The organism is Franconibacter helveticus LMG 23732, assembly GCF_000463115.2.
Taxonomy (GTDB): Bacteria; Pseudomonadota; Gammaproteobacteria; order Enterobacterales; family Enterobacteriaceae; genus Franconibacter; species Franconibacter helveticus.
This window is the reverse complement of sequence record NZ_AWFX01000042.1, coordinates 21,695-47,222: the sequence shown is the minus strand read 5'-3', so window position 1 is coordinate 47,222 and position 25,528 is coordinate 21,695. Positions and strand designations below refer to the sequence as shown.

Sequence of the window (25,528 nt, the reverse complement as noted above, 5' to 3'; positions counted from 1 at the left end):
TAACGTTAATTGTCTGAAAACGGCCGGGTTGCACCTGCGCCCGATTCTGGCAACGGCGCATTGTTCCGCACACTCTCTTATTTATTACGCACTGCAAAGCAGATTTTGCTGCATAAATAGTCATTTTTTGCTGTTAAAAACGCCTTTCCCGCTTGCCAAAAGTTACACCTCTCCCGTATTTAATTAACAAATTAACAACTTTTCGCCGTTTGGGGTTGCACCTGTAGCGCGCCAGGTGACACCTCGCCTTCTTACACTTGCGAGGACTTACCTGTTATGACAACGCTAAAGAGCAGCGCCGCGATCCTGCGGGAAAACAAAAAGGTGCTGGTGGCAAGCCTTACCGGCAGCGCCATTGAGTGGTTTGACTATTTTCTGTATGGCACCGCCGCCGCGCTGGTGTTCAACAAAGTGTTTTTTCCCATGGTGGACCCGGTTATCGGGCTTATTCTCTCTTATCTTTCCTTTTCGCTGACTTTTTTCATCCGGCCCATCGGCGGCGTTATTTTCGCGCATATCGGCGACAGAATTGGCCGCAAAAAAACGCTGGTATTAACCCTTTCGCTTATGGGCGGCGCCACGGTGATGATCGGCCTGCTGCCGACTTATGACACCATCGGCATCTGGGCGCCGGTGCTGCTCATTCTGATGCGTATTATCCAGGGCATGGGGATTGGCGGCGAATGGGGCGGCGCGTTGCTGCTTGCTTATGAATATGCCCCGCCTAACCGCAAGGGGTTTTTCGGCAGCATCCCGCAGGCGGGCGTTACCATCGGCATGCTGATGGCGACCTTTATCGTCTCGCTGATGACGCTGTTCAGCGAAGAGGCTTTTCTCTCCTGGGGCTGGCGCATTCCTTTCCTGCTAAGCGCCGTACTGGTGTTACTTGGCCTGTGGATCCGCAAAGACATTGATGAAACACCCGATTTCAAAGCGGTGAAGCGCGCCGGGCAGATCAGCAAAACGCCGCTCAGTATTACGGTGAAGCATCACTGGCGTGAAGTGTTGATAGCCGCCGGGCTGAAGGTGGTGGAAACCGCGCCGTTCTATATCTTCTCCACGTTTGTGGTGAGCTACGCCACCACAACGCTTGCGTATCAGAAATCCCAGGCGCTGGAAGCGGTGACGCTCGGGGCGCTGGTGGCGACGCTAATGATCCCGCTGATGGGCCTGCTCTCAGACAAAGTGGGGCGCCAGCGCATGTACGCCTGTAGCGTTGTGCTGCTGGGGTTATTTATCGTGCCGTGGTTCTGGCTGCTGGATACGGGAACGACCTGGGGCATTGTGCTGGCGACGGTTATCGCCTTCGGCGTGCTGTGGGCGCCGGTTACCGCCGTGCTCGGTACGCTCTGTTCAGAAATTTTTGAAGCGCGCGTGCGCTATACCGGCATCACGCTTGGCTACCAGCTTGGCGCAGCGCTGGCGGGCGGCACCGCCCCGCTTATCGCCACCGGCCTGCTGGCGCATTCCGGGGGAGACTGGCGACCGGTGGCCTGGTATCTGGGGGTTACGGTGATTATTTCGCTGGTTGCTATTTTCTTCGCCAGCCGCATCGGGCGTAAAACGCCGCTCAACGGTGAAACCAGCCCGCTGTGAGCGGGCTTTACGCGTAAAACCGCATGCCGGAGTAAGGTTTTTCCCGGCAGGCGGCAAGGCGTGAAGCGAGCGATCCGACATGCAGCTCCAGCTGGTGGTTGTCCGGATCGAGAAAATAGAACGACTCGCCTTCGCTGCGGTTGTTTTTCCATACCTGAACGCCGGCGCGAGTTAACGCTTGCGCCAGCGACGGAAAATCCGTTTCGCTCACCGTAAAAGCGTAATGGGTATAGTCGCCTGGCCGGGCGCCCGCAGCCTCGTCAAACGAGAGGCACAGCCAGAGCGAACCGCAGGTCAGGTATGCGCCGTTATCCCAGCGGGCGTGCAGCTTCATTCCCAGCAGGTCGACATAAAAGGCGACGCTTCTGTCCAGCTCGCGCACGGCGAGCGTCAGGTGGTTAAGCCCGCTCAGCATGCTCATCCTCCCGAAGCGCCCGGGCAAAACAGACCGCGTCCGCCTGGCCTACGTAACGGCCATAGTTTTCAATAATGCGATAACCGTTACGCAGATAAAACTCGACTGCCGTCGGGTTGCTGCTGCGCGTTTCCAGCCAGGCTTCACGATAACCATAATCCCGGGCGAAGGCTTCAATATGGCGCAACAGCGCCCGTCCGGCGCCCCGGTTGCCGGGCACCGCGAACAACCGCTTGATCTCCACCACCTCTTTGCCGATCGGCCGACAGGCGACACACCCCACCGCTTTGCCGTTTTCGTCGCGCGCCAGCACAAACGTCGCGCCATCGCCTTTTACATCGTCATGATTAAACGACTGGGTGCCGGAGCTGCCGGTTAAAGCTTCCAGCGTTTTCGATAGCGCCGCTTGCAGGACGATGGCGTCCGGGTGCTGCGGGTCGGTCTCTTCGATGGTGAACTCTGCCATAACATTTCCTCTGCACGGTTTTGCACCGAACATAGCCTAAAAAAGGCCAGGCATAAAACCCCGGCATGAGTGACAACGTCACAAACCGGCGTCAAGCGCTGTTTTTTTCAGCTATTCGTTCTGATTCTTCCGATACAGCTGACCATTCACTTGATGAATGAATTAAACCGGTTCTAAACTCGTTAGATCTCTAACGATTAACTCTATGGCTGTGGATCACGACAATCTCTCCTTTTCTCACCTGCTCTACCTGACCGCTCACCACTGGCGCCGGGCGGTGGACAGACGCCTGAAAGGGCTTGGCATGAGCCAGGCAAGCTGGGTGGCGGTTTCCGCCATTGCACGGCGCGAGGCGCCGCTTTCGCAGGGCGAGCTGGCCCAGGAGCTTGGCGTCGAGAGCGCAACGCTTGTGCCGCTGCTTAACCGGCTGGTGGCGCAAGGGCTCATTATGCGCATTACCCCAAGCGATAAGCGAAAACGTCTGCTGGTAGCGACGCCCGAGGGCGAAGCGCTCTATGAAAAGGTGAAGATAGAAGCCGACCGCCTGCGTGAAGAGATCCTCACGCTCATCAGTCCCGACGATCAGGCCATCACGCGCCGCGTGCTGAGCCGCCTGTTGCAGGAAGTGGAAAAACAGTAATGCGTTTGCCGAAATCCGACCCTTATGCGCCGCGCGAGTGGCAGCCGCACGAAAAACCGATGCTGCTTGGCTCGCCTTCCACGCCTCATCACCCGGCGGCCAGGCGCATCGCCTATGGCATCGTCGGGCTGCTGGTTTGCCTGACCGGCGGGCTTGGCAACGCCATGGTGACCGCCAACCTGCAAAATTTGCAGGGTACTTTCGCCGCCTGGTCGACGGAAATCGCCTGGCTCCCCGCCGTTTACGTCATGACCAATATTTCTATCAACCTGCTGCTGGTGAAATTTCGCCAGCAATACGGGCTGCGGGCCTTTACCGAAGGCTTTCTGGTGCTTTATGTGCTGGTGACTTTCTTTCACCTGTTCGTTAACGATCTCTCTTCGGCGCTGATGGTGCGGGCGGCCCACGGCATGGTGGGCGCGGCGCTGAGTTCGCTCGGTATTTATTATCAGATACAGGCCTGGCCCGCGAAGCATCGCCTGAAAGCGCTGACGATTGGCATTACCGGTTCGCAGCTCGCCATTCCCATGGCGCGCCTTTTTTCCTCCGAACTGCTGGAGCTGGACGAATGGCGCGGGCTTTATCTGTTTGAGCTGGGGCTGGCGCTGATTTCGCTCGCCTGCGTGATAGCGCTGAAGCTGCCGCCGGGCGATCGGCGCAAGGTGTTTGAGAAAAAAGATTTCCTCACCTTTTTTATGCTGGCGCCGGGTATGGCGATGCTTTGCGCCGTGCTGTCGCTTGGACGCATCGACTGGTGGTTTGAAACGCCGTGGCTTGGCTGGACGCTGGCGGGCGCGGTGGTGCTGATTATCGCCGCCATCACGTTTGAGCATAACCGGGCTAATCCGCTGCTTAACACGCGCTGGCTCTCCAGCGGCAGTATTTTAAGGCTCGGTCTGGTAATGGTGCTGATACGCATTGTGCTGGCGGAACAGAACACCGGCGCCATCGGCTGGCTACAGTATGTCGGCCTGCAAAACGAACAAATGACGACGCTGGCGTTTTCCATTCTTGCCGGAACCGTCTGCGGCATTGTTATCAGCGCCCTGACCATTAACCCGCAAAAAACCGCCTGGCCGATTGTCACTTCGCTGGCGCTGATGGTTATCGCCTCGCTGATGGACAGCCATTCCACCAGCCTCACCCGGCCGAACCAGTTGCTGATTAGCCAGTTTTTGTTTGGCTTCAGCAGCGCCTTTTTCCTCGCGCCGGCCATGCTGGCGGCTATCGGCGGCGTTATCGCCGACCCGCGCAATCTGGTGAGTTTTTCGGTGCTGTTCGGCATGAGCCAGAACCTGGGCGGGCTTATCGGCTCGGCGCTGCTCGGCACCTTCCAGACCTGGCGCGAAAAATACCATTCGAACCTGCTTGCCGACCAGCTCACCACGCTAAACCCGCTGGTGACGGAGCGCCTGCAACTCTACAGCCAGCTTTTCCAGAGCCGCATCAACGACCCGACGTTACTGAGCGTGCAGGCTTCGCAACAGCTACAAACGGTCAGCACCACAGAGGCGACTATCCTTGCCTATAACGACACCTATTTGCTGACCGCTACTATCGCCGCCTCGACGCTTTTGTGGATTTTCTGGCGGCTGATTCGCCTGCGCCTCGCCGCACGCAAAGCGCTGAAACAGGCGATGGCCGCCAAACCCGAAGAGAAGACCCAATAATGATTATCTGTATGGAGCTGTTATGAGCCAGCAAGACGCTACGCCCGCTCAAACCCCGGAACGCAACAACTTACGCGTGGTTTCTTTTTTCGCCGCGGCGGCCATTGGCATTCTGGGGGTGCTGATTATTCTTTACGCCTGGAAGTTGCCCCCCTTCACCCGCAACGTGGAATTCACCGACAACGCCTATGTGCGCGGCATGACCACTTTTATCAGTCCGCAGGTCAACGGCTATATCACCGCCGTGAACGTGCAGGATTTCGCCGTGGTCAAAAAAGGCGACGTGCTGATGACCATTGACGATCGCATCTACAGCCAGCGTGTGCACCAGGCTGAAGCGACGCTCGCCATGCGCCAGGCGGCGCTGGCGAATAATATTCAGCAACGCCGCAGCGCCGAGGCGACTATCGCCCAGAACAAAGCGACGCTGCTCAATGCGCAGGCCCAGTACAAACGCAACCAGGCGGATTTGCGCCGCGTGCAGGAGCTTGCTTCTGACGGCTCGCTTTCCGTGCGCGAACGCGACGCCGCGCTCGCCAGCGCCGCCCAGGGCAATGCCGGCGTGGAGCAGGCAAAGGCGCAGCTGGAGGTCTCCCGGCAGAATTTACAAACGGTTATCGTTAACCGCGCCTCGCTTGAGGCGGATGTGGAAAACGCCAAAGCCGCGCTCGAACTGGCGCAGATTGATTTACAGAACACGCGCATCATCGCGCCGCGCGACGGCCAGCTTGGGCAAATCGCTGTGCGCCTTGGCGCCTACGTGACCGCAGGCACCCATCTGACAAGCCTGGTGCCGCCGCAACACTGGGTTATCGCCAATATCAAAGAAACGCAGCTTGCGAACCTGCGGGTAGGCCAGCCTGTGACTTTCAGCGTCGACGCGCTGCATGGCGAAAAGTTCCAGGGCCGGGTACAGAGTATTTCGCCCGCCACGGGCGTGGAGTTCAGCGCCATTACCCCTGATAACGCCACCGGCAACTTTGTCAAAATCGCCCAGCGTATTCCGGTGCGAATCGAAGTGCTTGGCAACAGCGAGCAGCGCCAGCGGCTGCGCCCCGGCATGTCGGTGCAGGTGCATATTAATACCGGCGAGGAGGCGAAATAATGCGTTGTCTGAAGCTGGCTGCGCTCGCACTGCTGCTGGCAGGGTGTCATGGTTCAGAAGTGGAACAGGCGAAACCTTCGCTGCACATTCCCGCCCAGTGGCGTGACGCCGTCGGGCCTTCCTCCGCGGCGGAAGGGTTCTGGTGGCGTAACTTTCACGACGCCGCCCTGAACCGCTACGTGGATCAAGCGCTGCGTTATAACAGCGACGTGCTGACGGCCCGTGAGCGAGTGAATGAATACCAGGCGCGGCTGAACGCCGCCGACAGTACGCTCTGGCCGACCGTCGACGCCGGGCTTAACGGCACGCGAAGCCGGGCGCAGTCTGCCGCGACCGGCCTGCCGGTCTACAGCACGCTTTATCGCGGCAGCCTGACGGCCAGTTACGATGTGGATCTCTGGGGCGGCAACCGTCGGGCGATCGACGCCGCGCAGGCGAGCCTTGAGGCGCAGAGGGCGGCGGCGGCTGCCGCCGATTTAACCGTCGCCTCGTCAGTGGCTTCGGGTTATCTCACGCTGCTGTCGCTGGATGAGCAGCTCCGGGTGACGCAAGAGACGCTAAAAGCGCGCGAAGAGGCTTTCCGGCTCGCAAAACGCCAGTTCGAAACGGGCTACACATCGCGCCTGGAGCTAATGCAAACGGACTCCGAGCTGCGGGCCACGCGGGCGCAGATCCCGCCGTTGCAACACCAGATAGCAAGCCAGGAAAACGCGCTTAGCGTATTGCTCGGCGCAAGCCCGGGCGCGGTGGCGCGCGGCGGCAACATCAACGCGCTGACGCCGCTGGCTCTCCCTTCGCAGTTGCCCTCCTCGCTGCTGAACCGCCGCCCGGACATTGTCCAGGCGGAGCGCACGCTGGTGGCAGCGGACGCCTCGCTCGCCTCGCAGCGCGCAAAGCTGCTGCCATCGCTTAACCTCACCGCCAGCACCAGCATCCAGGACGACACGCTGGCGGGCCTGCTCGACAACCCGCTGCGGCTGTGGAGCATCGGCGGCAGCATTCTCGCTCCGCTGCTGAACCGGGAAACCTTGTACAGCCAGGTCGATATCGCCATGTCGCAGCGCAACCAGGCGCTCTATGGTTATGAATCCACGGTGCGCAACGCTTTCAAAGAGGTGAACGACAGTCTCGACGCCATCGGCCGCTACCGGGAACAGCTTGCGGAACTTCAGGGCCAGGTTGAGGTGGCGCAGGAAACGCTGCGCATAGCGCAAAACCGCTATAACAACGGTTATTCTTCTTATCTCGACGTGCTGGACGCCCAGCGCACGCTCTTTTCCGCTGAGCTGAACGTGGTGCAGGTGAAAAATAACCTGTTACAGGCGCAGGTCGATCTTTACCGCTCCCTTGGCGGCGGCTGGGGCGGGCTGGCGACCTCATAAGTGAAGCTAACCCGCAAAGCCCGGACGAGCGGGTTCAGGGCGTGCGGAGGTTTATTGACCTGCCCGGCACGGACCCGCGCCTCACCGTTACCGCCCTGCAAACCGTCGGCAGCAAAAGGTGGGACGGGTTTACGCTGGCGCGGGTGAAGTGACAACGTAACGTGAACAGCAGACCTAAACGGCAGGCGCGCCGCGCTTTGCTTTAGCGCTGACGCTGGCCTGCCCTCGGTAACGCCAGGCTCGCTACCCGCTGATTTGCTCCATCGCCTGCAATACGCGCTTGTCGGAAACCGGGTACGGGGTGCCGAGCTGCTGGGCGAAATAGCTGACGCGAAGCTCTTCTATCATCCAGCGAATCGCTTTCACCTCTTCATCTTCACGCCGTGCCGGCGGCAGCTTGTTAAGCCACTGCTGCCAGGCCTGCTGCACCGCTTCCACCTTCAGCATCTGGGCGCGGTCGCGATGCGGATCCACGGCCATCTTTTCCAGCCGCTTTTCGATTGCCTGAAGATAGCGCAGCGTGTCGCCCAGGCGGTTAAAGCCGTTGCCAGTGACAAAGCCGCGATAAACCAGCCCGTTCATTTGCGCTTTGATATCGGAAAGCCCCAGCGCCATCGTCATATCCACGCGCCCTTTCAGCCGCTTATTGATAGTGAACACCGCGGTGAGGATCTGTTCGACCTGCTTTGCGATGCCCACGACCGTGTCGTTAAGCTCGGCCCGCACTTTATCGTGCAGCTTCGCAAAACCTTCTTCCGTCCAGACCGGGCCGCCGTTGTCGGCAATCAGCTTATCCACGCCGCAGGAAATGCAGTCGTCAATCAGATCCAGCACTTTGCCGTAAGGGTTGAAATAAAGCCCAAGCTTCGCTTTGTTCGGCAGCTTCTCATGCAGGTATTTGATGGGCGACGGAATGTTCAGCAGCAGCAGGCGGCGCAGACCGCGCCACATGTTCGCCTGCTGCTCCAGCGGATTATCGAAAAGCTTAATCGCTACGCTGTCGCGTTCGTCCACCAGCGCCGGCCAGGCCTTAACGCGGTAGTTGCCGCGCTTTTGCTCGTAGTTTTCCGGCAGCTTGCCGAAGCTCCAGATATGCAGATTGCTCTGCTCAATGCCGTCATCCGCCACGGCGGAGAGCGTCTCCTGCACTTTTTCCTTAAGCCCGGACTTGAGCGCGTCAAGCGAACGTCCTTCACGCAGCTTTTTGTTGTTCTCATCCACCACCCGGAAGGTCATTTTCAGGTGATCGGGCACCTGATCCCACTGCCAGGCTTCACGGTCGATGGTCACGCCCGTCATACGGCGGAATTCGCGCTCAAGGCTTTCCAGCAGCGGCAGCTCAAGCGGCGTGGCGCGGCCTAAAAACGCCTCGGCGTAGTTCGGCGCGGGAACGAAATTGCGGCGAACCGGCTTCGGCAGCGATTTGATCAGCGCGATGATAAGTTCGCGGCGCATGCCTGGCACCTGCCACTCAAAGCCCGTCTCTTCCACCTGGTTTAACAGCGGCAGCGGAATATGCACCGTTACGCCGTCGGCGTCCGCGCCCGGCTCAAACTGATAAGTCAGCCGCAGCTTCAGGTTGCCCTGATGCCAGAAGTTCGGGTAATCAAGCTTGCTGACCTGTTCCGCGCCCGCTTTGATAAGCATGCTTTTTTCAAAGTTGAGCAGGTCCGGCGTTTCGCGGCTCGCCTTTTTCCACCAGCTGTCAAAGTGACGGGCGGAAACCGCCTCATGGCTGATGCGCTGGTCATAAAATTCAAACAGCGTGTCGTCATCCACCAGAATGTCGCGGCGGCGCGACTTGTGCTCAAGCTCCTCTACTTCCGCGCGCAGCTTCTGGTTTTCGCGAAAGAAAGCGTGGCGGGTTTGCCAGTCGCCTTCCACCAGCGCGTGGCGAATAAAAAGCTCGCGGCTAAGCGCCGGGTCAATCTGGCTGTAGTTCACCTTGCGCGCCGCGACGATCGGCAGACCATACAGCGTGACTTTTTCGCTCGCCATCACCGCGCCCTGCGCCCGCTCCCAGTGCGGCTCGCTGTAGGAGCGCTTAATCAAATGGCCCGCCACCGGCTCTATCCATTCCGGCTCAATACGGGCGGCGATACGCCCCCACAGGCGGCTGGTTTCCACCAGCTCCGCCACCATCGTCCATTTGGGCGGCTTTTTGAACAGACCCGATCCCGGGAAAATAGAGAAGCGGGCGTTGCGTGCGCCGGTGTACTCCTGTTTTTCGGCATCTTTCATGCCGATATGCGAAAGCAGGCCGGTAAGCAGCGCGGTATGCACGGCGCGGTAATCGGCAGGCTCGCTGTTGACCGGGATGCCGAGTTCTTTCACCACCTGGCGCAACTGGGTATAGATATCCTGCCATTCGCGCACGCGCAGATAGTTAAGGTAATCGGTGCGGCACAGGCGGCGGAACTGGTTAGATGAAAGCGCTTTTTGCTGCTCGCCGAGGTAGTTCCACAGATTAACGAACGCCAGAAAATCGGATTCTTTATCGTGGAAGCGGCGGTGTTTTTCATCGGAAGCCTGCTGCTTGTCCATGGGGCGCTCGCGCGGATCCTGAATGGAAAGCGCCGAAGTGATTATCATGGCTTCACGCACGCAGCCGTGTTTTTGCGCCTCCAGCACCATGCGCGCCAGGCGCGGATCCACCGGCAGCTGGGAAAGCTGGCGCCCGAGCGGCGTGAGTTTATAAACCGCAGCCTGTTCATCGGTAGTGATGGCGCCAAGCTCTTCCAGCAGGCGCACGCCGTCCTGGATGTTGCGCTTGTCCGGCGCTTCGACGAACGGAAACGCGGCGATATCGCCAAGCCCCAGCGCCGTCATTTGCAGAATGACGGAGGCCAGGTTGGTGCGCAGAATTTCCGGGTCGGTAAATTCCGGGCGCGAGAGGAAATCATCTTCCGAATAAAGGCGGATGCAGATACCTTCCGACACGCGGCCGCAGCGGCCTTTACGCTGGTTGGCCGAGGCCTGGGAAACCGGCTCGATAGGCAGGCGCTGCACTTTGGTGCGATAGCTGTAGCGGCTGATGCGCGCGGTGCCCGGGTCAATCACATATTTAATGCCCGGCACGGTCAGCGAGGTTTCCGCCACGTTGGTGGCCAGCACAATGCGCCGCCCGGTATGCGGCTGGAAGACGCGGTTTTGCTCGCTGTTCGACAGGCGCGCATAGAGCGGCAGCACCTCGGTATGCGGCAGGTTGAGTTTCATCAGGCCGTCGGCGGTATCACGAATTTCACGCTCGCCGCTCATAAAGATGAGGATATCCCCCGGCCCTTCTTCGCCAAGCTCCTCGACTGCGTCAAAGATGGCCTGAAGCTGGTCACGCTCAGTGTCATCCGCCTCTTCCACAATGGGGCGGTAGCGCACTTCCACCGGATAAGTGCGCCCGGAAACTTCGATAATCGGCGCGTTATTGAAATGGCGTGAAAAACGCTCAGGATCGATGGTTGCCGACGTAATAATGACTTTGAGATCCGGGCGACGCGGCAGCAGCTCGCGCAGGTAGCCCAGCAGGAAGTCGATGTTAAGGCTGCGCTCGTGCGCTTCATCGATGATAATGGTGTCGTACTGCATCAGCAGCCGGTCCTGCTGGATTTCCGCCAGCAGGATGCCGTCTGTCATCAGCTTGACCATGGTGTTGTCGCTGACATGGTCGCTGAAGCGGACTTTGTAGCCGACGCAGCCGCCCGGCTCCGTTTGCAACTCTTCGGCGATACGGTTCGCCACGGTGCGCGCAGCGAGACGGCGCGGCTGGGTGTGACCGATCAACCCTTTCAGGCCGCGGCCAAGCTCCATGCAGATTTTCGGCAGCTGGGTGGTTTTGCCTGAGCCGGTCTCCCCGGCCACAATGACCACCTGGTGGTCGCGCACCGCCTCCAGAATGTCCTGTTTTTTCTGGCTGACCGGCAGATTTTCCGGGTAGGTTATGGCCGGGCGCGCCGCTTCGCGCAGCAGAACTTTCCCTGCCGCCTCGTCTATTTCTTGCGCCAGCGTGGCGAAAAGCGCCTGCTGAGCTTCAGGATTTTTAACCTTCTTCGCTCCATGCAGGCGGCGAGAGAAACGGGATTTGTCACGCAACATCAGCGCATCCAGGCGCGCTGAAAGTGCGGAAAGCGTTAGATTTTGTTTTTCCATCATTGGGTTATGCGGCCTGTGCACGGCCTGTCAAATCAATAGAGTTCATTAAGCGTAGAGTACCACACCGCTTTTCCTCGCGCCTTGTTCAATAATTTCGAACATAGGCTTCGATATATTGCGCTATCACTGCAATCGGTTTGTGAATAGAGTTGTCGATAAGCAACGGGGGCAACGGCCCTGACAACCAAATCAAAAGGAACTACCCATGAGCAAAGTACTCGTTCTGAAGTCCAGCATTCTGGCAGGTTACTCCCAGTCCAACCAGCTTTCCGACTATTTTGTTGAGCAGTGGCGCGAAAAGCATGGCGCGGACGACATCACGGTTCGTGACCTGGCGTCCAATCCTGTTCCGGTGCTGGATGGCGAACTGGTAGGCGCAATGCGCCCGAGCGATGCGGCGCTCTCCCCGCGTCAGCAGGAAGCGCTGGCGCTTTCTGACGAACTGATCGCTGAACTGAAAGCGCATGATGTGATTGTTATTGCGGCGCCGATGTACAATTTCAACATCCCGACGCAGCTGAAAAACTATTTTGATCTGGTTGCCCGCGCCGGCGTAACGTTCCGCTATACCGAAAACGGCCCGGAAGGTCTGGTGACCGGCAAACGTGCGGTGATCCTCACCAGCCGCGGCGGTATTCATAAAGACACGCCGACTGACCTCGTAGTGCCGTACCTGAAACTCTTCCTGGGCTTTATCGGCATTACCGATGTGAACTTTGTCTTCGCCGAAGGCGTGGCCTATGGCCCGGAAGTGGCGGCAAAAGCGCAGAGCGATGCGAAAAGCGCTATCGACAGCCTGGTCGCTGCATAAGCAAAGCTTGTCAGACCGCCCCGCCCGGGGCGGTTTTTTTATCCCGCCGTTACGCCACTGTCCAGGGCGTCTCATCCAGCGTAAAAATCAGCGTATTTTCGCGGATCTCATAAGGCACGGTATAGCTGTGCGGATCCTGCATGTTGCGATCGCAGCAGGGTTCGAAATAGTGGATCAGGCAGCGAAAGGTGAAACTGCGCGCATTTATCGACGTGACTTCAAACGTTTCAGGCTGATACGCATAGCGCATATCGTCCGGGTATTCAGACATCACGAACGCGTTGAACAGCGCCGCGTTTTCGCGCAGCAGCCGGGCCAGCGAGGCGGTATCGTTCGCGGCTTCGCCGTTAAGCGACAGGGTATAAGTTTTCGTTGCCATGATGTTCTCCTCTCTCTGCCTTGAGCCTGACACAGTTGCCCTGCGGCGTCTGTTACTCCTGCGGGGTAAGCGTTATTTTCTTAACCACTGGCCGTTAAGGCCGCGCACGTACTCCCCCGGCCGGGCGCGGGCCACCAGCTTCTCGCCCGCCATTTTCGCGACGTCATCGGCCGACAGGTGATTGCGATCCGCCAGTTGCTGATAACTTTCGGCCCGGGCGGCGTTAATGTGTTTTACCAGCGCCAGCGTTTCGCTGTCCTGCGAGACGGGGGCGAGATAGCCGCTCAGCGTTTCGCCTACCCGTCCCTGTTGTCGCGCTTCGTCAAGCGTCAGGGCGAAGGAAGGCGAAGCAATAAGCAGCAGCGCCAGCAAAAGTGCCGATTTATATGCCATATCGCCTCCTCAGAAGAGATCGCTGCGCGCTTTCAGCAGCGCTTCGACATCTTTATCCACTTTTATGTGGATCTCATGTTCAATTTTAACATTCATGTTGATGGTAATAGGCTCTTTTGGCGCCGCCACCTCAATGCGCGGCGTACAGCCGGTTAAGCACGCCGCGGGCAGCAGCGCCAGTATCATTATTTTCATTTTTCTTCCTCGCAAACTGCGTTCCCGGATTTGCACGGCGCGCCGGGAAGCTGCGCGTGCTGTTCAAGCCAGGTCTGTAGGTTGTCGCCGAAACGTAAGCTGCGCCACAGAGTGAAAAGGTTTTCCTGATGATGGTAATTAAGCCGTACCGTGTTGCTTTTACCGTCTATGCGGCTGGTTCCCTGAAGCTCTGCGCTCATCGTTAACTGGCCAAGATTATCCAGCGTTAACCTCGTCCACGAGCGCGAGATTTCCATATAGCGCAGCCAGTTTATCGCCGCGCCCGCCGCCACGTTATCTTTCGCCATGGCGTCAGCCATCTCTTTATCCAGACGCAGCGTGAGCGGACCGGGGTTGGTCAGCCAGCCGTCTTTGATTATCCACTGCGGGTTTTCCAGCCACAGCGGCAGCGCGCCGTTAACCGCGCCGGAAAGCGCCACCTGCTTAACGTTGGTCGCGGTGATAAATTCACTGGCGGACAAGTTATGAAGGCGCAGCAGGGCCGCGTCGTGCTGCGGCATGCGCAGCTGTTGCAACGAAATCTGCCCGCCCAGCATTTCAACGCTGACGTTGCTTAACATCAGCGGCTGCGCCTCGCTCCAGGGATAATTGCCCTGCAAACTGGCGCTGACGTTGCGCGCCGTGACCTGGCTTTCTATTTCGCCAATGCGCAGCCGCACCGGCCCGCGCGTCCCAAGCTGCCAGACGGCGTTGCTGTAACGAAAAGGCAGCACGAAATCAACGTCGTTAATTTTGTTATCGGTAGTCCAGGCGCTGCCATTTTTCACCACCCCGTGGCCTCCCGCTTCAAACCCTTGCTCCGCTGCGGCGGAAAAAGCGACCTGGGCGTAAAACTGGCCGTCGCGCAGCGCCATTTTCCAGTCGGCAGGAATGAGCGGCTGAAACACCGCCAGCGGCTGCGCTGGCCACCAGGCTTGCCCGCGCAGGCGCTCGCCGTCCCAGCGGCCATTCACCCGCACCGGGCCGATGGCCTGCGCGCGCAGGTCGCCTTTGAACTGGAAAGCGGTCGGGTCGCGCCCTTTCACGCTGAAGACGAGCGTGGAAGGCGGCAGAACGCTGCCGCCGCTGAAGGTGGTTTTATCGGCGTCAAGTTGCAGGGCGCCGCGGAAATCCGGGGCGATGGCGTCGCGCTCCCAGCGCACCGGCGACGTGAGGCGCAAACGCGGCTGGCTCATTGACATCGCGCCGTACTGAAGCTTATCAAAGCCGGTGGCAAGCTCAGTCAGTTCAATCGCGCTGTCGCGCCATTCGCCCCGCCCGGCCACCTTCCAGCGCGCCTGCATAGGAATAAAGCTGCCGTCGCCCCAGTAGCGCCAGCGCCACAGCCCGGCATCCGGGAGGAAATTTTCCGCACGGCCGTCCATATGCAGCGTCATCTCCCCCATCGTCTGTTCATGCGCCCGCAGAATAGCCTGCAAGCGGCCGTCCACACCTTGCGGCGTGAGCTTAACGCCCGCCAGCGGCCAGCGAATTTCGTCAATGTTCAGCGAGTCGATAACCCTTCCGCGCGAGCGCAGCAGCGCGCCGGGCTGAAAACGTAACTGCGGCGCGAGCAGCGGCCCGCTGAGTTGCGCAGGCAGCATCGCGTAAAAGACCATGGCGTCCTGCTTCGCTTCGCCGTTGATGCGCAGCGGCATGTCGCTTTGCGTCATGCTTAAACGCCCCGGACCAAAGGTCATTACCGCGTTGCCTTTGCCCGCGGCGCCTTCCGTCACCACGTTAACCCTGCCGCTTATTTGCGCGCGCTCAAGCCCCGCGCGCCAGTTTTCCGCCTTTAGAGCCACCCTGCCGCTTAGCGGAAAGCCCTGATAAGGCCAGCGCCAGCGCCCGTCGCTCAGCATGAAAGTTTGCGACGTGAGCGTCCAGGGGAGATCCAGCAGCGGGTCCGGGTCGCCTGCCGCGCTTATCAACAATTGGCCGCGATTATCCTGCCACGCCAGCTCTGCCTGCGCCTCGCCCGGCGCAAAGGGTAACGTGAGCCGGGCGACGGTATGCCCCTGCGTTGGCAGGCCGTCCGGCACCAGCGGCAAAGTAAAATCGCCCGCCAGCGTCACTGGCGCCAGCGTATCCGCCACTTTCAGATTAAGCTTTGTTATGCGCAGTGTTTGTCCTTGCAGCTGCGCTTCTGTTTCAATTTGCTCGCCGGAAAAACGCAGGCGCTGTGCCTGCGGCGTAAGGCTCGCCTCCAGCGCGCCGGCGTACTGCGCCCAGGGCGTCAGCGTGAGCTTTTTGATGGTGACCCAGCTCATCGGCAGCATGCTCTGCCATTCGGCAAGGGTGCGCGGCGCGGCGGGGTTTTCATTTTCAGCAGGAAGCGTGCTGAAACAGGCGGGGTTAATGGTGAGCGCGTCGACATCAAGCCGCCAGCGGCTCGGATGGGTAAGCGTCGCGTTTTTTATCTTCGCCAGCTCACAGTCGCCAGCAAGGTAGCGTAAATCGGGAAGGATAACGGCGTGGCGGGAAAGGCGCGGCCGCTGCTCCAGCGCAATGCGCGTGCCCTGCGGCAGCCAGATGCCGGCAAACCAGGGCAGCCAGTATCCCACCGTGAAAACCAGCGTCAGTGGCAACAAAAGTAGCAGAAGCGCGAAGGCGATAACCGCTCTGTATTTACCCTTCATGGGCCGTTAATATCCTGATTCTTTGATAAAATTATGCGCCAGAGCGCCACATTGTGTCAGTTTAGCCGCTCCAGGTGAAGCAGACCGCCGCTTAGCCAGGTTATTGGCCTAAAATTATACATAACCAGCTGAAATATTAATTATTTTTTAAACTTTGTAAGATTATTTTAGCTATGCTACCGTGAATGCAGTTCAACACTGGAGAAAGTCTTATGAAACTGGCCGTATACAGCACAAAGCAATACGATAAAAAGTATTTGCAGCATGTTAACGAAGAGTTTGGCTTTGATCTTGAATTTTTTGACTTCCTTTTAACGGAAAGAACCGCCAAAACCGCCCACGGTTGCGAAGGCGTGTGTATTTTCGTTAATGATGACGGCAGCCGTCCGGTGCTGGAGGAGCTTCAAAAGCATGGCGTGAAATTCATCGCTCTGCGCTGCGCAGGCTTTAATAATGTCGATCTGGATGCAGCAAAAGAGCTGGGTATGAAAGTGGTGCGCGTGCCGGCTTATTCACCTGAAGCGGTCGCCGAGCATGCTGTCGGCATGATGATGTGTCTTAACCGCCGTATTCATCGCGCCTATCAGCGTACCCGCGACGCCAACTTTTCCCTTGAAGGGCTGACCGGCTTTACGATGTATGGCAAAACGGCCGGGGTTATCGGCACCGGGAAGATTGGCGTGGCGGCGCTGCGCATTCTGAAAGGCTTCGGCATGCGCCTGCTGGCGTCTGACCCCTTCCCGAGCGCGGCGGCGCTGGAGCTTGGCGTAGAGTATGTCGATGTCGATACGCTGTTCTCCCAGTCCGATGTTATCTCTCTGCACTGCCCGCTGACTAAAGATAACTATCACCTGCTCAACCGCACTGCGTTTGAAAAAATGAAAGACGGGGTGATGATCATCAACACCAGCCGCGGCGGGCTGATTGATTCCCAGGCGGCTATCGAAGCGCTGAAAATGCAGAAAATCGGCGCGCTGGGTATGGATGTGTATGAAAACGAACGCGACCTCTTCTTTGAAGATAAGTCTAACGATGTGATTCAGGACGACGTATTCCGCCGCTTGTCTGCCTGTCACAACGTATTGTTTACCGGCCATCAGGCTTTTTTAACCGAAGAAGCGCTTATCAGTATTTCGCAAACCACGCTGGAAAACCTGCGTCAGCTGGAAAAAGGCGAAACCTGCCCGAACGCGCTGTTTTAACTTTTAAGCTCAGTCCGATGGTTTCGCGTCAGAGGGCAGGCATACTGGCGCGAATCATTGATGATATGAATATCAGGGAGGCGATTATGAAAAAATACTTTGCGCTGGCACTGGCTGCTGTCACGCTCGCGGGTTGCTCAACCCCAGGCCATAAAGCAAAACTTACCGCGCAGCAGCTGGTTCATCACCGCTACGTGCTTTCGACGGTAGATGGCGCGCCGCTGGATGCGTCGACCCGCATGCCGGAAATCAGCTTTGGCGAAAACCTGCATGTTTCGGGCAGCATGTGCAACCGCTTTATGGGCCAGGGCGAACTGCATGGCGATGTGCTGAAGGTGAAAGGCATGGCTTCAACACGGATGCTCTGCACCGAGCCACGCCTTAACGAGCTGGATAACCTGATTGGCGAGATGCTGACGCAGGGCGCCAAAGTCAGCCAGTCACAGAAAACGCTGGAGCTGAAAACCAGCCAGCACACCCTGACTTACAAACTGGCGGATCTGGTCAATTAATCAGTAATTGCCGCAGCTGCCTGTCGCCAGCGCGCTTTCGCTACAGCGTTTACCGTTGGGCAGCGCGCACATGCCGATAGCCGAACCATCAAGCTGTCGCGCGACAGAAAGCGAACCGCCCACCATAGCGCAGTTGGCCTGCCCGGAATCTGACATCGCCGCGCGCAGGCCAGGCGATACATGCGCCGCCGTCGCCTGTTGTTCTGGTTCGCTGCTGCATGCCGATAAAACTAACGCGGCACATCCCACTAAAAACGCTGCACGCATGGTTCTCCCCTTTTAATGACCCAAAAAACTCAAGCATCATAGGCCACCTTTGCCGCCAGCGTCGAGCCTCGATTTGCCGCTTTTAAACGCAAAAGCACATTTTTTTGTATAAGTAAATTTCCTGCCGCTTCGCGCCATAAGGCTCGCTGGCGCTGGCGTGAGGCGCGTTGCGGTTTTTTTATTGCCGCACGGAAGGCAACAACGCGCCTGTTTTTAGCGGCTTAGCTTTCGCCGGCGTCAGTGCTATGCTGCCTGTAAACCCCCATAAAACGAGGCGGATATGGATAAGATACGCAAAGACGAAGAACTCTATCAGGAAATGTGCCGGGTGGTGGGCAAAGTGGTGCTGGAGATGCGCGACCTCGGCCAGGAGCCTAAGCATGTGGTTATCGCGGGCGTGGTGCGTACGGCGTTAGCAAACCAGAAAATAAAGCGTTCTGAGTTAACCAAAGAGGCGATGGAGGCGGTGATCCGCGCTTTAGGGTATGAAGTGTAAACCGGCAGCGGCGGTTCTTTGCGCTACCTGCCCTCTTTTTTGATTTACTTACCGGCTCAGTACACAAAAGCGAAAATGGCCCGCGCGGCGCTTTGCTAAAATTGAAAGATTACTACAGGATGCGCAGAGCCAGCGCGCATCCCCTCAATTTTGCAATTTTGCGCAATGTAAGGGTCACTTATGATCACTATTGACGGCAATGGCGCGGTCGCTTCCGTCGCGTTTCGCACCAGCGAAGTTATCGCTATCTATCCCATCACACCCAGCTCAACCATGGCGGAACAGGCGGATGCCTGGGCCGGCAACGGATTAAAGAATGTCTGGGGCGACACGCCGCGCGTGGTGGAAATGCAGTCCGAAGCCGGGGCGATAGCCACGGTGCATGGCGCGCTGCAAACCGGCGCCCTTTCTACCTCGTTTACCTCTTCGCAGGGCTTGCTGCTGATGATCCCGACGCTTTATAAGCTCGCGGGTCAGCTGACGCCCTTCGTGCTGCATGTGGCGGCGCGCACCGTCGCCACGCACGCCTTGTCGATATTTGGCGACCATTCCGACGTGATGGCGGTACGCCAGACCGGATGCGCGATGCTCTGCGCCAGCAGCGTGCAGGAAGCGCAGGACTTTGCGCTTATCTCCCACATCGCCACGCTGAAAAGCCGCGTACCCTTTATCCATTTTTTCGACGGCTTTCGCACCTCGCACGAAATCAACAAAATCGTGCCGCTGGCGGATGAGACCATTCGCAGCCTGATGCCGCAGGCGGAGATAGACGCCCATCGCGCCCGCGCGCTGAACCCGGAGCACCCGGTCATTCGCGGCACCTCGGCTAACCCCGATACTTACTTTCAGTCCCGCGAAGCGACAAACCCCTGGTATAACGCGGTCTATGACCATGTCGAAACGGCGATGAATGACTTCGCGCAGGCCACAGGCCGCCAGTATCGTCCGTTTGAGTATTACGGCCATCCACAGGCGGAACGGGTCATTGTGGTCATGGGTTCCGCTATCGGCACCTGTGAAGAAGTGGTGGACGAACTGCTAAGCCGCGGCGAAAAAGTGGGCGTGCTGAAAGTGCGTCTTTATCGTCCGTTCAGCGCCAGGCATCTTCTTAACGCGTTACCTGAAAGCGCCAGACGGATTGCGGTGCTTGACCGCACCAAAGAGCCAGGCGCGCATGCCGAGCCGCTTTATCTGGACGTGATGACCGCCCTTGCCGAAGCGTTTAATCACGGCGAACGTGAAACCCTGCCGCGCGTCATCGGCGGACGTTATGGCCTTTCATCCAAAGAATTCGGTCCCGATTGCGTGCTGGCGGTATTTACCGAGCTGAAAGCGCCGCAGCCTAAGCCGCGCTTCACGGTGGGTATTTATGATGACGTTACCCACCTTTCGCTGCCGCTGCCGGAAAATACCCTGCCCTCTCATGCCCGGCTGGAGGCGCTGTTTTACGGCCTCGGCAGTGACGGCAGCGTCTCCGCTACCAAAAACAATATCAAGATTATCGGCAACGCCACGCCGTGGTACGCGCAGGGTTATTTTGTCTATGACTCGAAAAAAGCGGGCGGCCTGACGGTTTCGCATCTGCGCGTCAGCGAACGGCCGATCAATTCCGCTTATCTCGTCAGCCAGGCTGATTTTGTCGGCTGCCACCAGCTTCAGTTTATCGACAAATACCAGATGGCCGAGCGGCTGAAGCCGGGCGGTATTTTTCTTATCAACACCCCTTACGGCGCGGATGAAGTCTGGCACAGGCTGCCGCAGGAAGTTCAGGCGGTGCTTAACCACAAGCAAGCGAAAGTGTATGTGGTTAACGCGGCGAAAATCGCCCGCGAGTGCGGCCTTGGCGCACGCATCAACACCGTAATGCAGATGGCCTTCTTCCATTTAACGCAGATCCTGCCGGGCGACAGCGCGTTGCAGGCGTTGCAGTCGGCTATCGCCAAAAGCTACAGCAGCAAAGGCCAGGAGCTGGTCGAGCGAAACTGGCAGGCGCTGGCGCTGGCCCGCGAATCGCTGTTCGAAGTCACGCGCGAGGCGGTGGACGAACGCAGCCCGCTGCGCCCGCCGGTGGTTTCCGACGCCGCGCCCGATTTCGTTAAAACCGTTACCGCCGCCATGCTGGCGGGCCTTGGCGACGCGCTGCCCGTCTCTGCATTGCCGCAGGACGGCACCTGGCCGCTCGGCACCACCCGGTGGGAAAAACGTAATATCGCCGAAGCGATCCCCATCTGGAAGCCGGAGCTTTGCACCCAGTGTAACCACTGCGTCGCCGCCTGCCCCCATTCAGCCATTCGCGCCAAAGTGGTTCAGCCCGAAGCGATGGCCGATGCCCCGGCGACGCTCGATTCGCTGGATGTGAAATCCCGCGATATGCGCGGCCAGAAGTATGTTTTGCAGGTTGCGCCTGAAGACTGCACTGGCTGCAACCTCTGCGTTGAGGTTTGCCCGGCGAAAGATCGCCAGGATCCGGATATCAAGGCCATCAATATGATGTCGCGCCTTGAGCATGTGGAAGAAGAGAAAGTGAATTATGACTTCTTCCTCAGCCTGCCGGAAATCGATCGCACTTCCCTTGAGCGGATTGATATCCGCACGTCGCAATTGATTACCCCGCTGTTTGAGTACTCCGGCGCCTGTTCGGGCTGCGGCGAAACGCCTTATATCAAGCTGCTTACCCAGCTTTACGGCGACCGGCTGCTGATTGCGAACGCCACCGGCTGCTCTTCTATCTATGGCGGCAACCTGCCCTCCACGCCTTACACCACAGATGCCAATGGCCGCGGCCCGGCATGGGCGAACTCGCTGTTTGAGGATAACGCGGAATTTGGTCTGGGCTTTCGCCTGACGGTGGACCAGCACAAAGCGCGGGTCATGCGCCTGCTCGACAAGTTCGCCGATAAGCTTACGCCGGAGCTTAATGAACAGTTGCGCGCGCACGCTTCGCCGGAGGTACGCCGCGAACAGGTCGCCGCTTTACGTCAACAGCTGGCGAACGTTGAGGATGCCGACGCCAGACAGCTCATGACCGATGCGGACGCGCTGGTTGAGAAATCTGTCTGGCTTATCGGCGGCGACGGCTGGGCCTACGATATTGGTTTCGGCGGACTTGACCATGTGATGAGCCTGACCGAAAACGTCAACATTCTGGTGCTGGATACCCAGTGTTATTCAAACACCGGCGGCCAGGCGTCGAAGGCGACGCCGCTCGGCGCCGTTACTAAATTCGGCGAACACGGCAAGCGCAAGGCGCGTAAGGACCTGGGCGTCAGCATGATGATGTACGGCCATGTTTATGTGGCGCAAATTTCGCTTGGCGCACAGCTTAACCAGACGGTAAAAGCCATTCAGGAGGCGGAAGCCTACCCTGGCCCTTCGCTTATCATCGCCTACAGCCCCTGTGAGGAACACGGCTACGACCTGGCGCTCAGCCATGACCAGATGCGCCAGCTGACGGCGACCGGCTTCTGGCCGCTTTATCGCTTCGACCCGCGCCGCGCCGACGAAGGCAAACTGCCGCTGGCGCTCGATTCACGGCCGCCTTCCGACGCGCTCGCGCAAACGCTGCTTACCGAGCAACGTTTTCGTCGCCTGAACGCGCAGCAGCCGGAGGTGGCGGAGCAACTGTGGAAAGATGCCGCCGCCGACCTGCAAAAACGCTACGACTTCCTGGCGCAGATGGCGGGCAAGGCGGAAAAAACCAATACCGAGTAAGCAAAAAGGCCGCGCAAGCGGCCTTTTTTATAAGCGGGAACCTTAGCTGAAAAGGCGCACCCGGCAGGTTTTGCCTTTGATTTTGCCCTGTTGCAGCGCTTTATACGCTTTGCGGGCGACAGCGTGTTTTACCGCCACGTAGACATGTACCGGATACACATCAATCTTGCCGATGTCTTCAGCGCTTAAGCCGACATCGCCGGTCAGCGCGCCGAGCACGTCGCCCGGACGCATTTTCGCTTTTTTACCGCCGTCGATGCACAGTGTCGCCATTTCCGCTTCCAGCGGCTTCACCGCCCGGCGGGATGGCGGCGTCTGCCAGTCGATATCAAGTTTAAGCATATCCGCCAGCGCGTTTGCCCGTTGCATTTCTTCCGGCGCGCAGAAGCTGACCGCCAGCCCCTGCTCCCCTGCGCGGGCGGTACGGCCGATGCGGTGAACGTGCACCTGTGGTTCCCAGGCGAGTTCATAGTTGATGACCATCTCCAGCGCTTTGATATCCAGACCGCGCGCGGCGACATCGGTCGCTACCAGCACCCGGCTGCTGCCGTTGGCGAAGCGAACCAGCGTCTGATCGCGGTCGCGCTGCTCCATGTCGCCATGCAGCGCCAGCGCGCTCTGCTGGCTGGCGTTGAGCGCGTCGCAGACATCCTGGCAGGCTTTACGCGTATTGCAGAAAATTACGCAGGACGCAGGCTGGCGTTCGCTCAGCAGCGTTTGCAGCAGGGCGATTTTCTCGCGCCCCGCCACGTCAAAAAAGAGCTGCTCAACGGCGGGCAGCTCGTCCACGCTGTCGATGTCCACTGTCACCGGGTTACGCTGCACGCGCTCGCTTACGGCGGCAATGGCTTGCGGCCACGTTGCGGAGAAAAGCAGTGTCTGGCGGTTTTGCGGGCTGAAGCGAATGATTTCATCAATGTCATCGCTAAAGCCCATATCGAGCATACGGTCCGCCTCATCCAGCACCAGGGTCTGGAGGTCATCCAGCTTGACGGTGCCTCTGGAGAGATGCTCCAGCAGGCGACCGGGCGTGGCGACAATAATATGCGGCGCATGGGCGAGCGAATCGCGCTGAATGTTGAACGGCTGGCCGCCGCACACCGTCAGCACTTTTACGTTCGGCAAATGACGCGCCAGGCGACGCAGCGCATTCGCCACCTGGTCCGCCAGTTCGCGCGTGGGGCAAAGAATCAAAGACTGGGTGCAAAAACGCGAGGCATCAAGCCGCGCCAGCACGCCCAGGCCGAAAGCGGCCGTTTTGCCGCTCCCTGTTTTCGCCTGCGCCCGCACGTCGCTGCCGGCAAGCATGGCGGGCAGCGAGGCCGCCTGTACTGGCGTCATGGTGTGGTAGCCCAGCGCGTCAAGGTTGCTAAGCTGGTCGGGGGTGAGTGCGTTAAGGGTGGAAAACGAAGCCTGGGTCATGATTCTCTGCTCATCAAAAAGCGTAAAGCGCGTATCCTCGCATAAAGCGTCGCCCTTTGCGCGTTGAATGTGGTGTGGTGGTTGTCGGTTGCGTATAAACGCAAAAAACCCGCACAAGGCGGGTTTTATTACAGGCGGCCGTTTCGTTATTTCGGGAAAATAAACGCAGCGTTTATTTCCGGGCCGATACGTTACAGCGCAGCGCGATAACCGTTTTGCATTATTGCAGTACGCTTATATTCCGTGGGCTGCATGCTCACCTGCATATTCGATTTGCAAAAAATACATTTGGCGCCGTACGGGTTCTTTTCCGTTACGTCAAAATGCGACGTCCGGTACTGCGATCCCTGGCAGCATGGACATTTAAAATGCATAACTACAGTAGCGTCCTTAGAGAGCTACCACGTTCGCTGCTGCCGGGCCTTTCTGGCCTTGTTCAACAGTGAACTCTACTTTCTGGCCTTCTTCCAGCGTACGGAATGCGTCGCTCTGAATTGCAGAAAAATGCACGAAAACGTCTTTGCTGCCGTCAACCGGAGAAATAAAGCCAAAGCCTTTCTCAGAGTTGAACCATTTAACGATACCAGTCATTTTAGCAGACATAATTTTACCTTTTTGATTTAGCCTTCCGGCGAATGAGGTCTGAGTAACAGAATTTAATCAGAGCTTAAGTGGAGACTCAAAGAGGAGAGGTATCGAAGGATAACGCCTGAGAGAGAACTGCTTTACTAACTGCTTTTGATCGGGTCTGTATATCAAACCGAGGACGCTATTAACGCACGCCCTTCTGTTTTAAGCAAGCATTATATTTATCTTCCTTTTCCCGCTGCGTTTTATTTGCTCCTGCTCTGGTGAAAAGCGGCAAGGAAAAAAACCAAGCGCGAATAACGCTTTTCTTTGGTACAAGCCCTTGCGTAAGCATCAAAACGCGCTGGCATTCGTCGCCGTAATCCGTACCATACACGCCACACTGTTTGCAGCAGCCAGGCGATATTGCCTTAAAAGCGGCAACAACTGGCTGGCGCCTGCGCTTAACGCCATACTCACACGCTGGACCCGTTTGTTAACCCGGCGTTATTTGTCAACGTGGACAACGAATAAATGTCAGAGAATCAAGAAATTAGCAAGAAAGAGCAATACAACCTGAACAAGCTTCAGAAGCGTCTGCGCCGCAATGTCGGGGAAGCCATCGCCGATTACAATATGATTGAAGAAGGCGACCGCATTATGGTTTGCCTTTCTGGCGGTAAAGACAGCTATACCATGCTGGAGATCTTGCGCAATCTTCAACAGAGCGCGCCGGTCAATTTCACTCTGGTGGCGGTTAACCTCGACCAGAAGCAGCCCGGTTTCCCGGAACATATTCTGCCGCAGTACCTTGATTCTCTCGGCGTGGAATACAAAATCGTTGAAGAGAACACTTATGGCATTGTGAAAGAGAAGATCCCGGAGGGGAAAACCACCTGCTCGCTTTGCTCTCGTCTGCGCCGGGGCATTCTCTACCGCACCGCAACCGAACTTGGCGCCACTAAAATCGCCCTGGGGCACCACCGCGATGACATTCTGCAAACGCTGTTTTTGAATATGTTTTACGGCGGCAAAATGAAAGGCATGCCGCCCAAGCTGATGAGCGACGACGGCAAACATATCGTTATTCGCCCTCTCGCCTACTGCCGGGAAAAAGATATAGAACGTTTCTCCACGGCCAAAGGTTTCCCGATTATTCCCTGCAACCTTTGCGGCTCGCAGCCGAACCTGCAACGTCAGGTTATTGCCGATATGCTGCGTGACTGGGATAAACGCTATCCTGGGCGCATTGAAACCATGTTTAGCGCCATGCAAAACGTTGTGCCTTCTCATCTCTGCGACACAGAACTGTTCGACTTTAAAGGCATCCAGCATGGTTCAGAAGTGGTGGCGGGCGGCGATCTCGCGTTTGATCGTGAAGAGCTTCCGATGCAGCCTGCCGGCTGGCAGCCGGAAGAAGAGGAAAATGATCCTCTGGCCCTTCGTCTCGACGTGCTCGAAATTAAATAATCTCGTCTCATGTGTGCCCCGCCCGTTGCGGGGCACACTTTTTT

General features: G+C 58.0%; 22 protein-coding genes and 1 pseudogene. 12 read left to right on the top strand and 11 right to left on the bottom strand.

Features of this window, described 5'->3' with window-relative positions; translation table 11 throughout:
* Positions 1-276 precede the first annotated feature (276 nt).
* Complete coding sequence (locus tag DW56_RS10560; RefSeq protein ID WP_024553218.1) at positions 277-1,596, top strand: MFS transporter; 1,320 nt, start codon at positions 277-279, stop codon at positions 1,594-1,596.
* A gap of 7 nt (positions 1,597-1,603) precedes the next feature.
* On the opposite strand, the gene fos is transcribed toward DW56_RS10560, so the two are convergent.
* The gene (gene fos / locus DW56_RS10555) at positions 1,604-2,011 is read right to left on the bottom strand and encodes a fosfomycin resistance glutathione transferase (RefSeq protein WP_024553219.1); all 408 of its coding nucleotides are present in this window, start codon (positions 2,009-2,011) and stop codon (positions 1,604-1,606) included.
* Positions 1,995-2,477 carry a GNAT family N-acetyltransferase gene (locus tag DW56_RS10550; RefSeq protein WP_024553220.1) on the bottom strand — a complete coding sequence of 161 codons (483 nt, stop codon included), beginning with the start codon at positions 2,475-2,477 and terminating at the stop codon, positions 1,995-1,997. Before DW56_RS10550 ends, fos begins: the two co-directional genes overlap by 17 nt.
* Before the next feature lie 205 nt (positions 2,478-2,682).
* Between DW56_RS10550 and DW56_RS10545 the strand changes: the two genes are divergently transcribed.
* The 5 genes and pseudogenes from DW56_RS10545 to DW56_RS21690 all read left to right on the top strand — a co-directional run.
* Complete coding sequence (locus DW56_RS10545) at positions 2,683-3,117, top strand: MarR family winged helix-turn-helix transcriptional regulator (RefSeq protein ID WP_411431232.1); 435 nt, start codon at positions 2,683-2,685, stop codon at positions 3,115-3,117.
* On the top strand, positions 3,117-4,787 hold the full coding sequence (locus tag DW56_RS10540; protein ID WP_024553222.1) for an MFS transporter: 1,671 nt from the start codon (positions 3,117-3,119) through the stop codon (positions 4,785-4,787). Before DW56_RS10545 ends, DW56_RS10540 begins: the two co-directional genes overlap by 1 nt.
* 22 nt (positions 4,788-4,809) lie before the next feature.
* Positions 4,810-5,892: an HlyD family secretion protein gene (locus DW56_RS10535; protein WP_024553223.1), complete on the top strand. Its 1,083-nt coding sequence runs from the start codon at positions 4,810-4,812 to the stop codon at positions 5,890-5,892.
* Positions 5,892-7,274, top strand: a complete 1,383-nt coding sequence (locus DW56_RS10530; protein ID WP_411431233.1) for an efflux transporter outer membrane subunit — start codon at positions 5,892-5,894, stop codon at positions 7,272-7,274. Before DW56_RS10535 ends, DW56_RS10530 begins: the two co-directional genes overlap by 1 nt.
* Before the next feature lie 8 nt (positions 7,275-7,282).
* Positions 7,283-7,426: pseudogene (locus DW56_RS21690) on the top strand (methyltransferase); the annotation flags it as partial.
* 91 nt (positions 7,427-7,517) lie between these two features.
* Here the strand turns inward: DW56_RS21690 and hrpA are convergent.
* The gene (hrpA, locus tag DW56_RS10525) at positions 7,518-11,420 is read right to left on the bottom strand and encodes an ATP-dependent RNA helicase HrpA (protein ID WP_024553225.1); all 3,903 of its coding nucleotides are present in this window, start codon (positions 11,418-11,420) and stop codon (positions 7,518-7,520) included.
* A gap of 205 nt (positions 11,421-11,625) precedes the next feature.
* Between hrpA and azoR the strand changes: the two genes are divergently transcribed.
* Complete coding sequence (gene azoR / locus DW56_RS10520) at positions 11,626-12,231, top strand: FMN-dependent NADH-azoreductase (RefSeq protein WP_024553226.1); 606 nt, start codon at positions 11,626-11,628, stop codon at positions 12,229-12,231.
* 49 nt (positions 12,232-12,280) lie between these two features.
* Here azoR and DW56_RS10515 read toward each other — a convergent pair whose 3' ends face one another.
* The 4 genes from DW56_RS10515 to DW56_RS10500 all read right to left on the bottom strand — a co-directional run bounded on the left by DW56_RS10515 (position 12,281) and on the right by DW56_RS10500 (position 15,837).
* Positions 12,281-12,610, bottom strand: a complete 330-nt coding sequence (locus DW56_RS10515; RefSeq protein ID WP_024553227.1) for a hypothetical protein — start codon at positions 12,608-12,610, stop codon at positions 12,281-12,283.
* Positions 12,611-12,682: 72 nt separating this feature from the next.
* Positions 12,683-13,003, bottom strand: coding sequence for a YdbL family probable chaperone protein (locus DW56_RS10510; protein ID WP_024553228.1), 321 nt, complete (start codon positions 13,001-13,003; stop codon positions 12,683-12,685).
* 9 nt (positions 13,004-13,012) lie between these two features.
* Positions 13,013-13,198: a YnbE family lipoprotein gene (locus DW56_RS10505; protein WP_024553229.1), complete on the bottom strand. Its 186-nt coding sequence runs from the start codon at positions 13,196-13,198 to the stop codon at positions 13,013-13,015.
* Positions 13,195-15,837 carry a YdbH family protein gene (locus tag DW56_RS10500; RefSeq protein WP_024553230.1) on the bottom strand — a complete coding sequence of 881 codons (2,643 nt, stop codon included), beginning with the start codon at positions 15,835-15,837 and terminating at the stop codon, positions 13,195-13,197. Before DW56_RS10500 ends, DW56_RS10505 begins: the two co-directional genes overlap by 4 nt.
* 212 nt (positions 15,838-16,049) lie before the next feature.
* Between DW56_RS10500 and DW56_RS10495 the strand changes: the two genes are divergently transcribed.
* Both DW56_RS10495 and hslJ read left to right on the top strand, forming a co-directional pair.
* Complete coding sequence (locus tag DW56_RS10495; protein WP_024553231.1) at positions 16,050-17,039, top strand: 2-hydroxyacid dehydrogenase; 990 nt, start codon at positions 16,050-16,052, stop codon at positions 17,037-17,039.
* A gap of 86 nt (positions 17,040-17,125) precedes the next feature.
* Positions 17,126-17,551: a heat shock protein HslJ gene (hslJ, locus tag DW56_RS10490; protein WP_024553232.1), complete on the top strand. Its 426-nt coding sequence runs from the start codon at positions 17,126-17,128 to the stop codon at positions 17,549-17,551.
* Here hslJ and DW56_RS10485 read toward each other — a convergent pair whose 3' ends face one another.
* Entirely contained in the window at positions 17,552-17,818 is a 267-nt protein-coding gene (locus DW56_RS10485) for a putative hemolysin (protein ID WP_024561947.1), read from the bottom strand.
* 280 nt (positions 17,819-18,098) lie between these two features.
* On the opposite strand from DW56_RS10485, the gene fumD reads away from it, so the two are divergent.
* Together fumD and nifJ are read left to right on the top strand one after the other, a co-directional pair.
* On the top strand, positions 18,099-18,314 hold the full coding sequence (gene fumD, locus DW56_RS10480; RefSeq protein WP_024552883.1) for a fumarate hydratase FumD: 216 nt from the start codon (positions 18,099-18,101) through the stop codon (positions 18,312-18,314).
* 180 nt (positions 18,315-18,494) lie between these two features.
* Positions 18,495-22,025, top strand: coding sequence for a pyruvate:ferredoxin (flavodoxin) oxidoreductase (nifJ, locus tag DW56_RS10475; protein WP_024552884.1), 3,531 nt, complete (start codon positions 18,495-18,497; stop codon positions 22,023-22,025).
* A 42-nt stretch (positions 22,026-22,067) separates the two neighbouring features.
* On the opposite strand, the gene dbpA is transcribed toward nifJ, so the two are convergent.
* The 3 genes from dbpA to cspE all read right to left on the bottom strand — a co-directional run bounded on the left by dbpA (position 22,068) and on the right by cspE (position 24,050).
* A complete protein-coding gene (gene dbpA / locus DW56_RS10470; RefSeq protein ID WP_024552885.1) occupies positions 22,068-23,447 on the bottom strand; it encodes an ATP-dependent RNA helicase DbpA in 1,380 nt (459 codons plus the stop codon).
* A 191-nt stretch (positions 23,448-23,638) separates the two neighbouring features.
* Positions 23,639-23,821: a cold shock small protein YmcF gene (gene ymcF / locus DW56_RS21685; RefSeq protein WP_071789761.1), complete on the bottom strand. Its 183-nt coding sequence runs from the start codon at positions 23,819-23,821 to the stop codon at positions 23,639-23,641.
* Between the two features lie 16 nt (positions 23,822-23,837).
* A complete protein-coding gene (cspE, locus tag DW56_RS10465; protein WP_024552886.1) occupies positions 23,838-24,050 on the bottom strand; it encodes a transcription antiterminator/RNA stability regulator CspE in 213 nt (70 codons plus the stop codon).
* Between the two features lie 498 nt (positions 24,051-24,548).
* On the opposite strand from cspE, the gene ttcA reads away from it, so the two are divergent.
* On the top strand, positions 24,549-25,484 hold the full coding sequence (gene ttcA / locus DW56_RS10455; protein ID WP_024552888.1) for a tRNA 2-thiocytidine(32) synthetase TtcA: 936 nt from the start codon (positions 24,549-24,551) through the stop codon (positions 25,482-25,484).
* Positions 25,485-25,528: the final 44 nt, after the last annotated feature.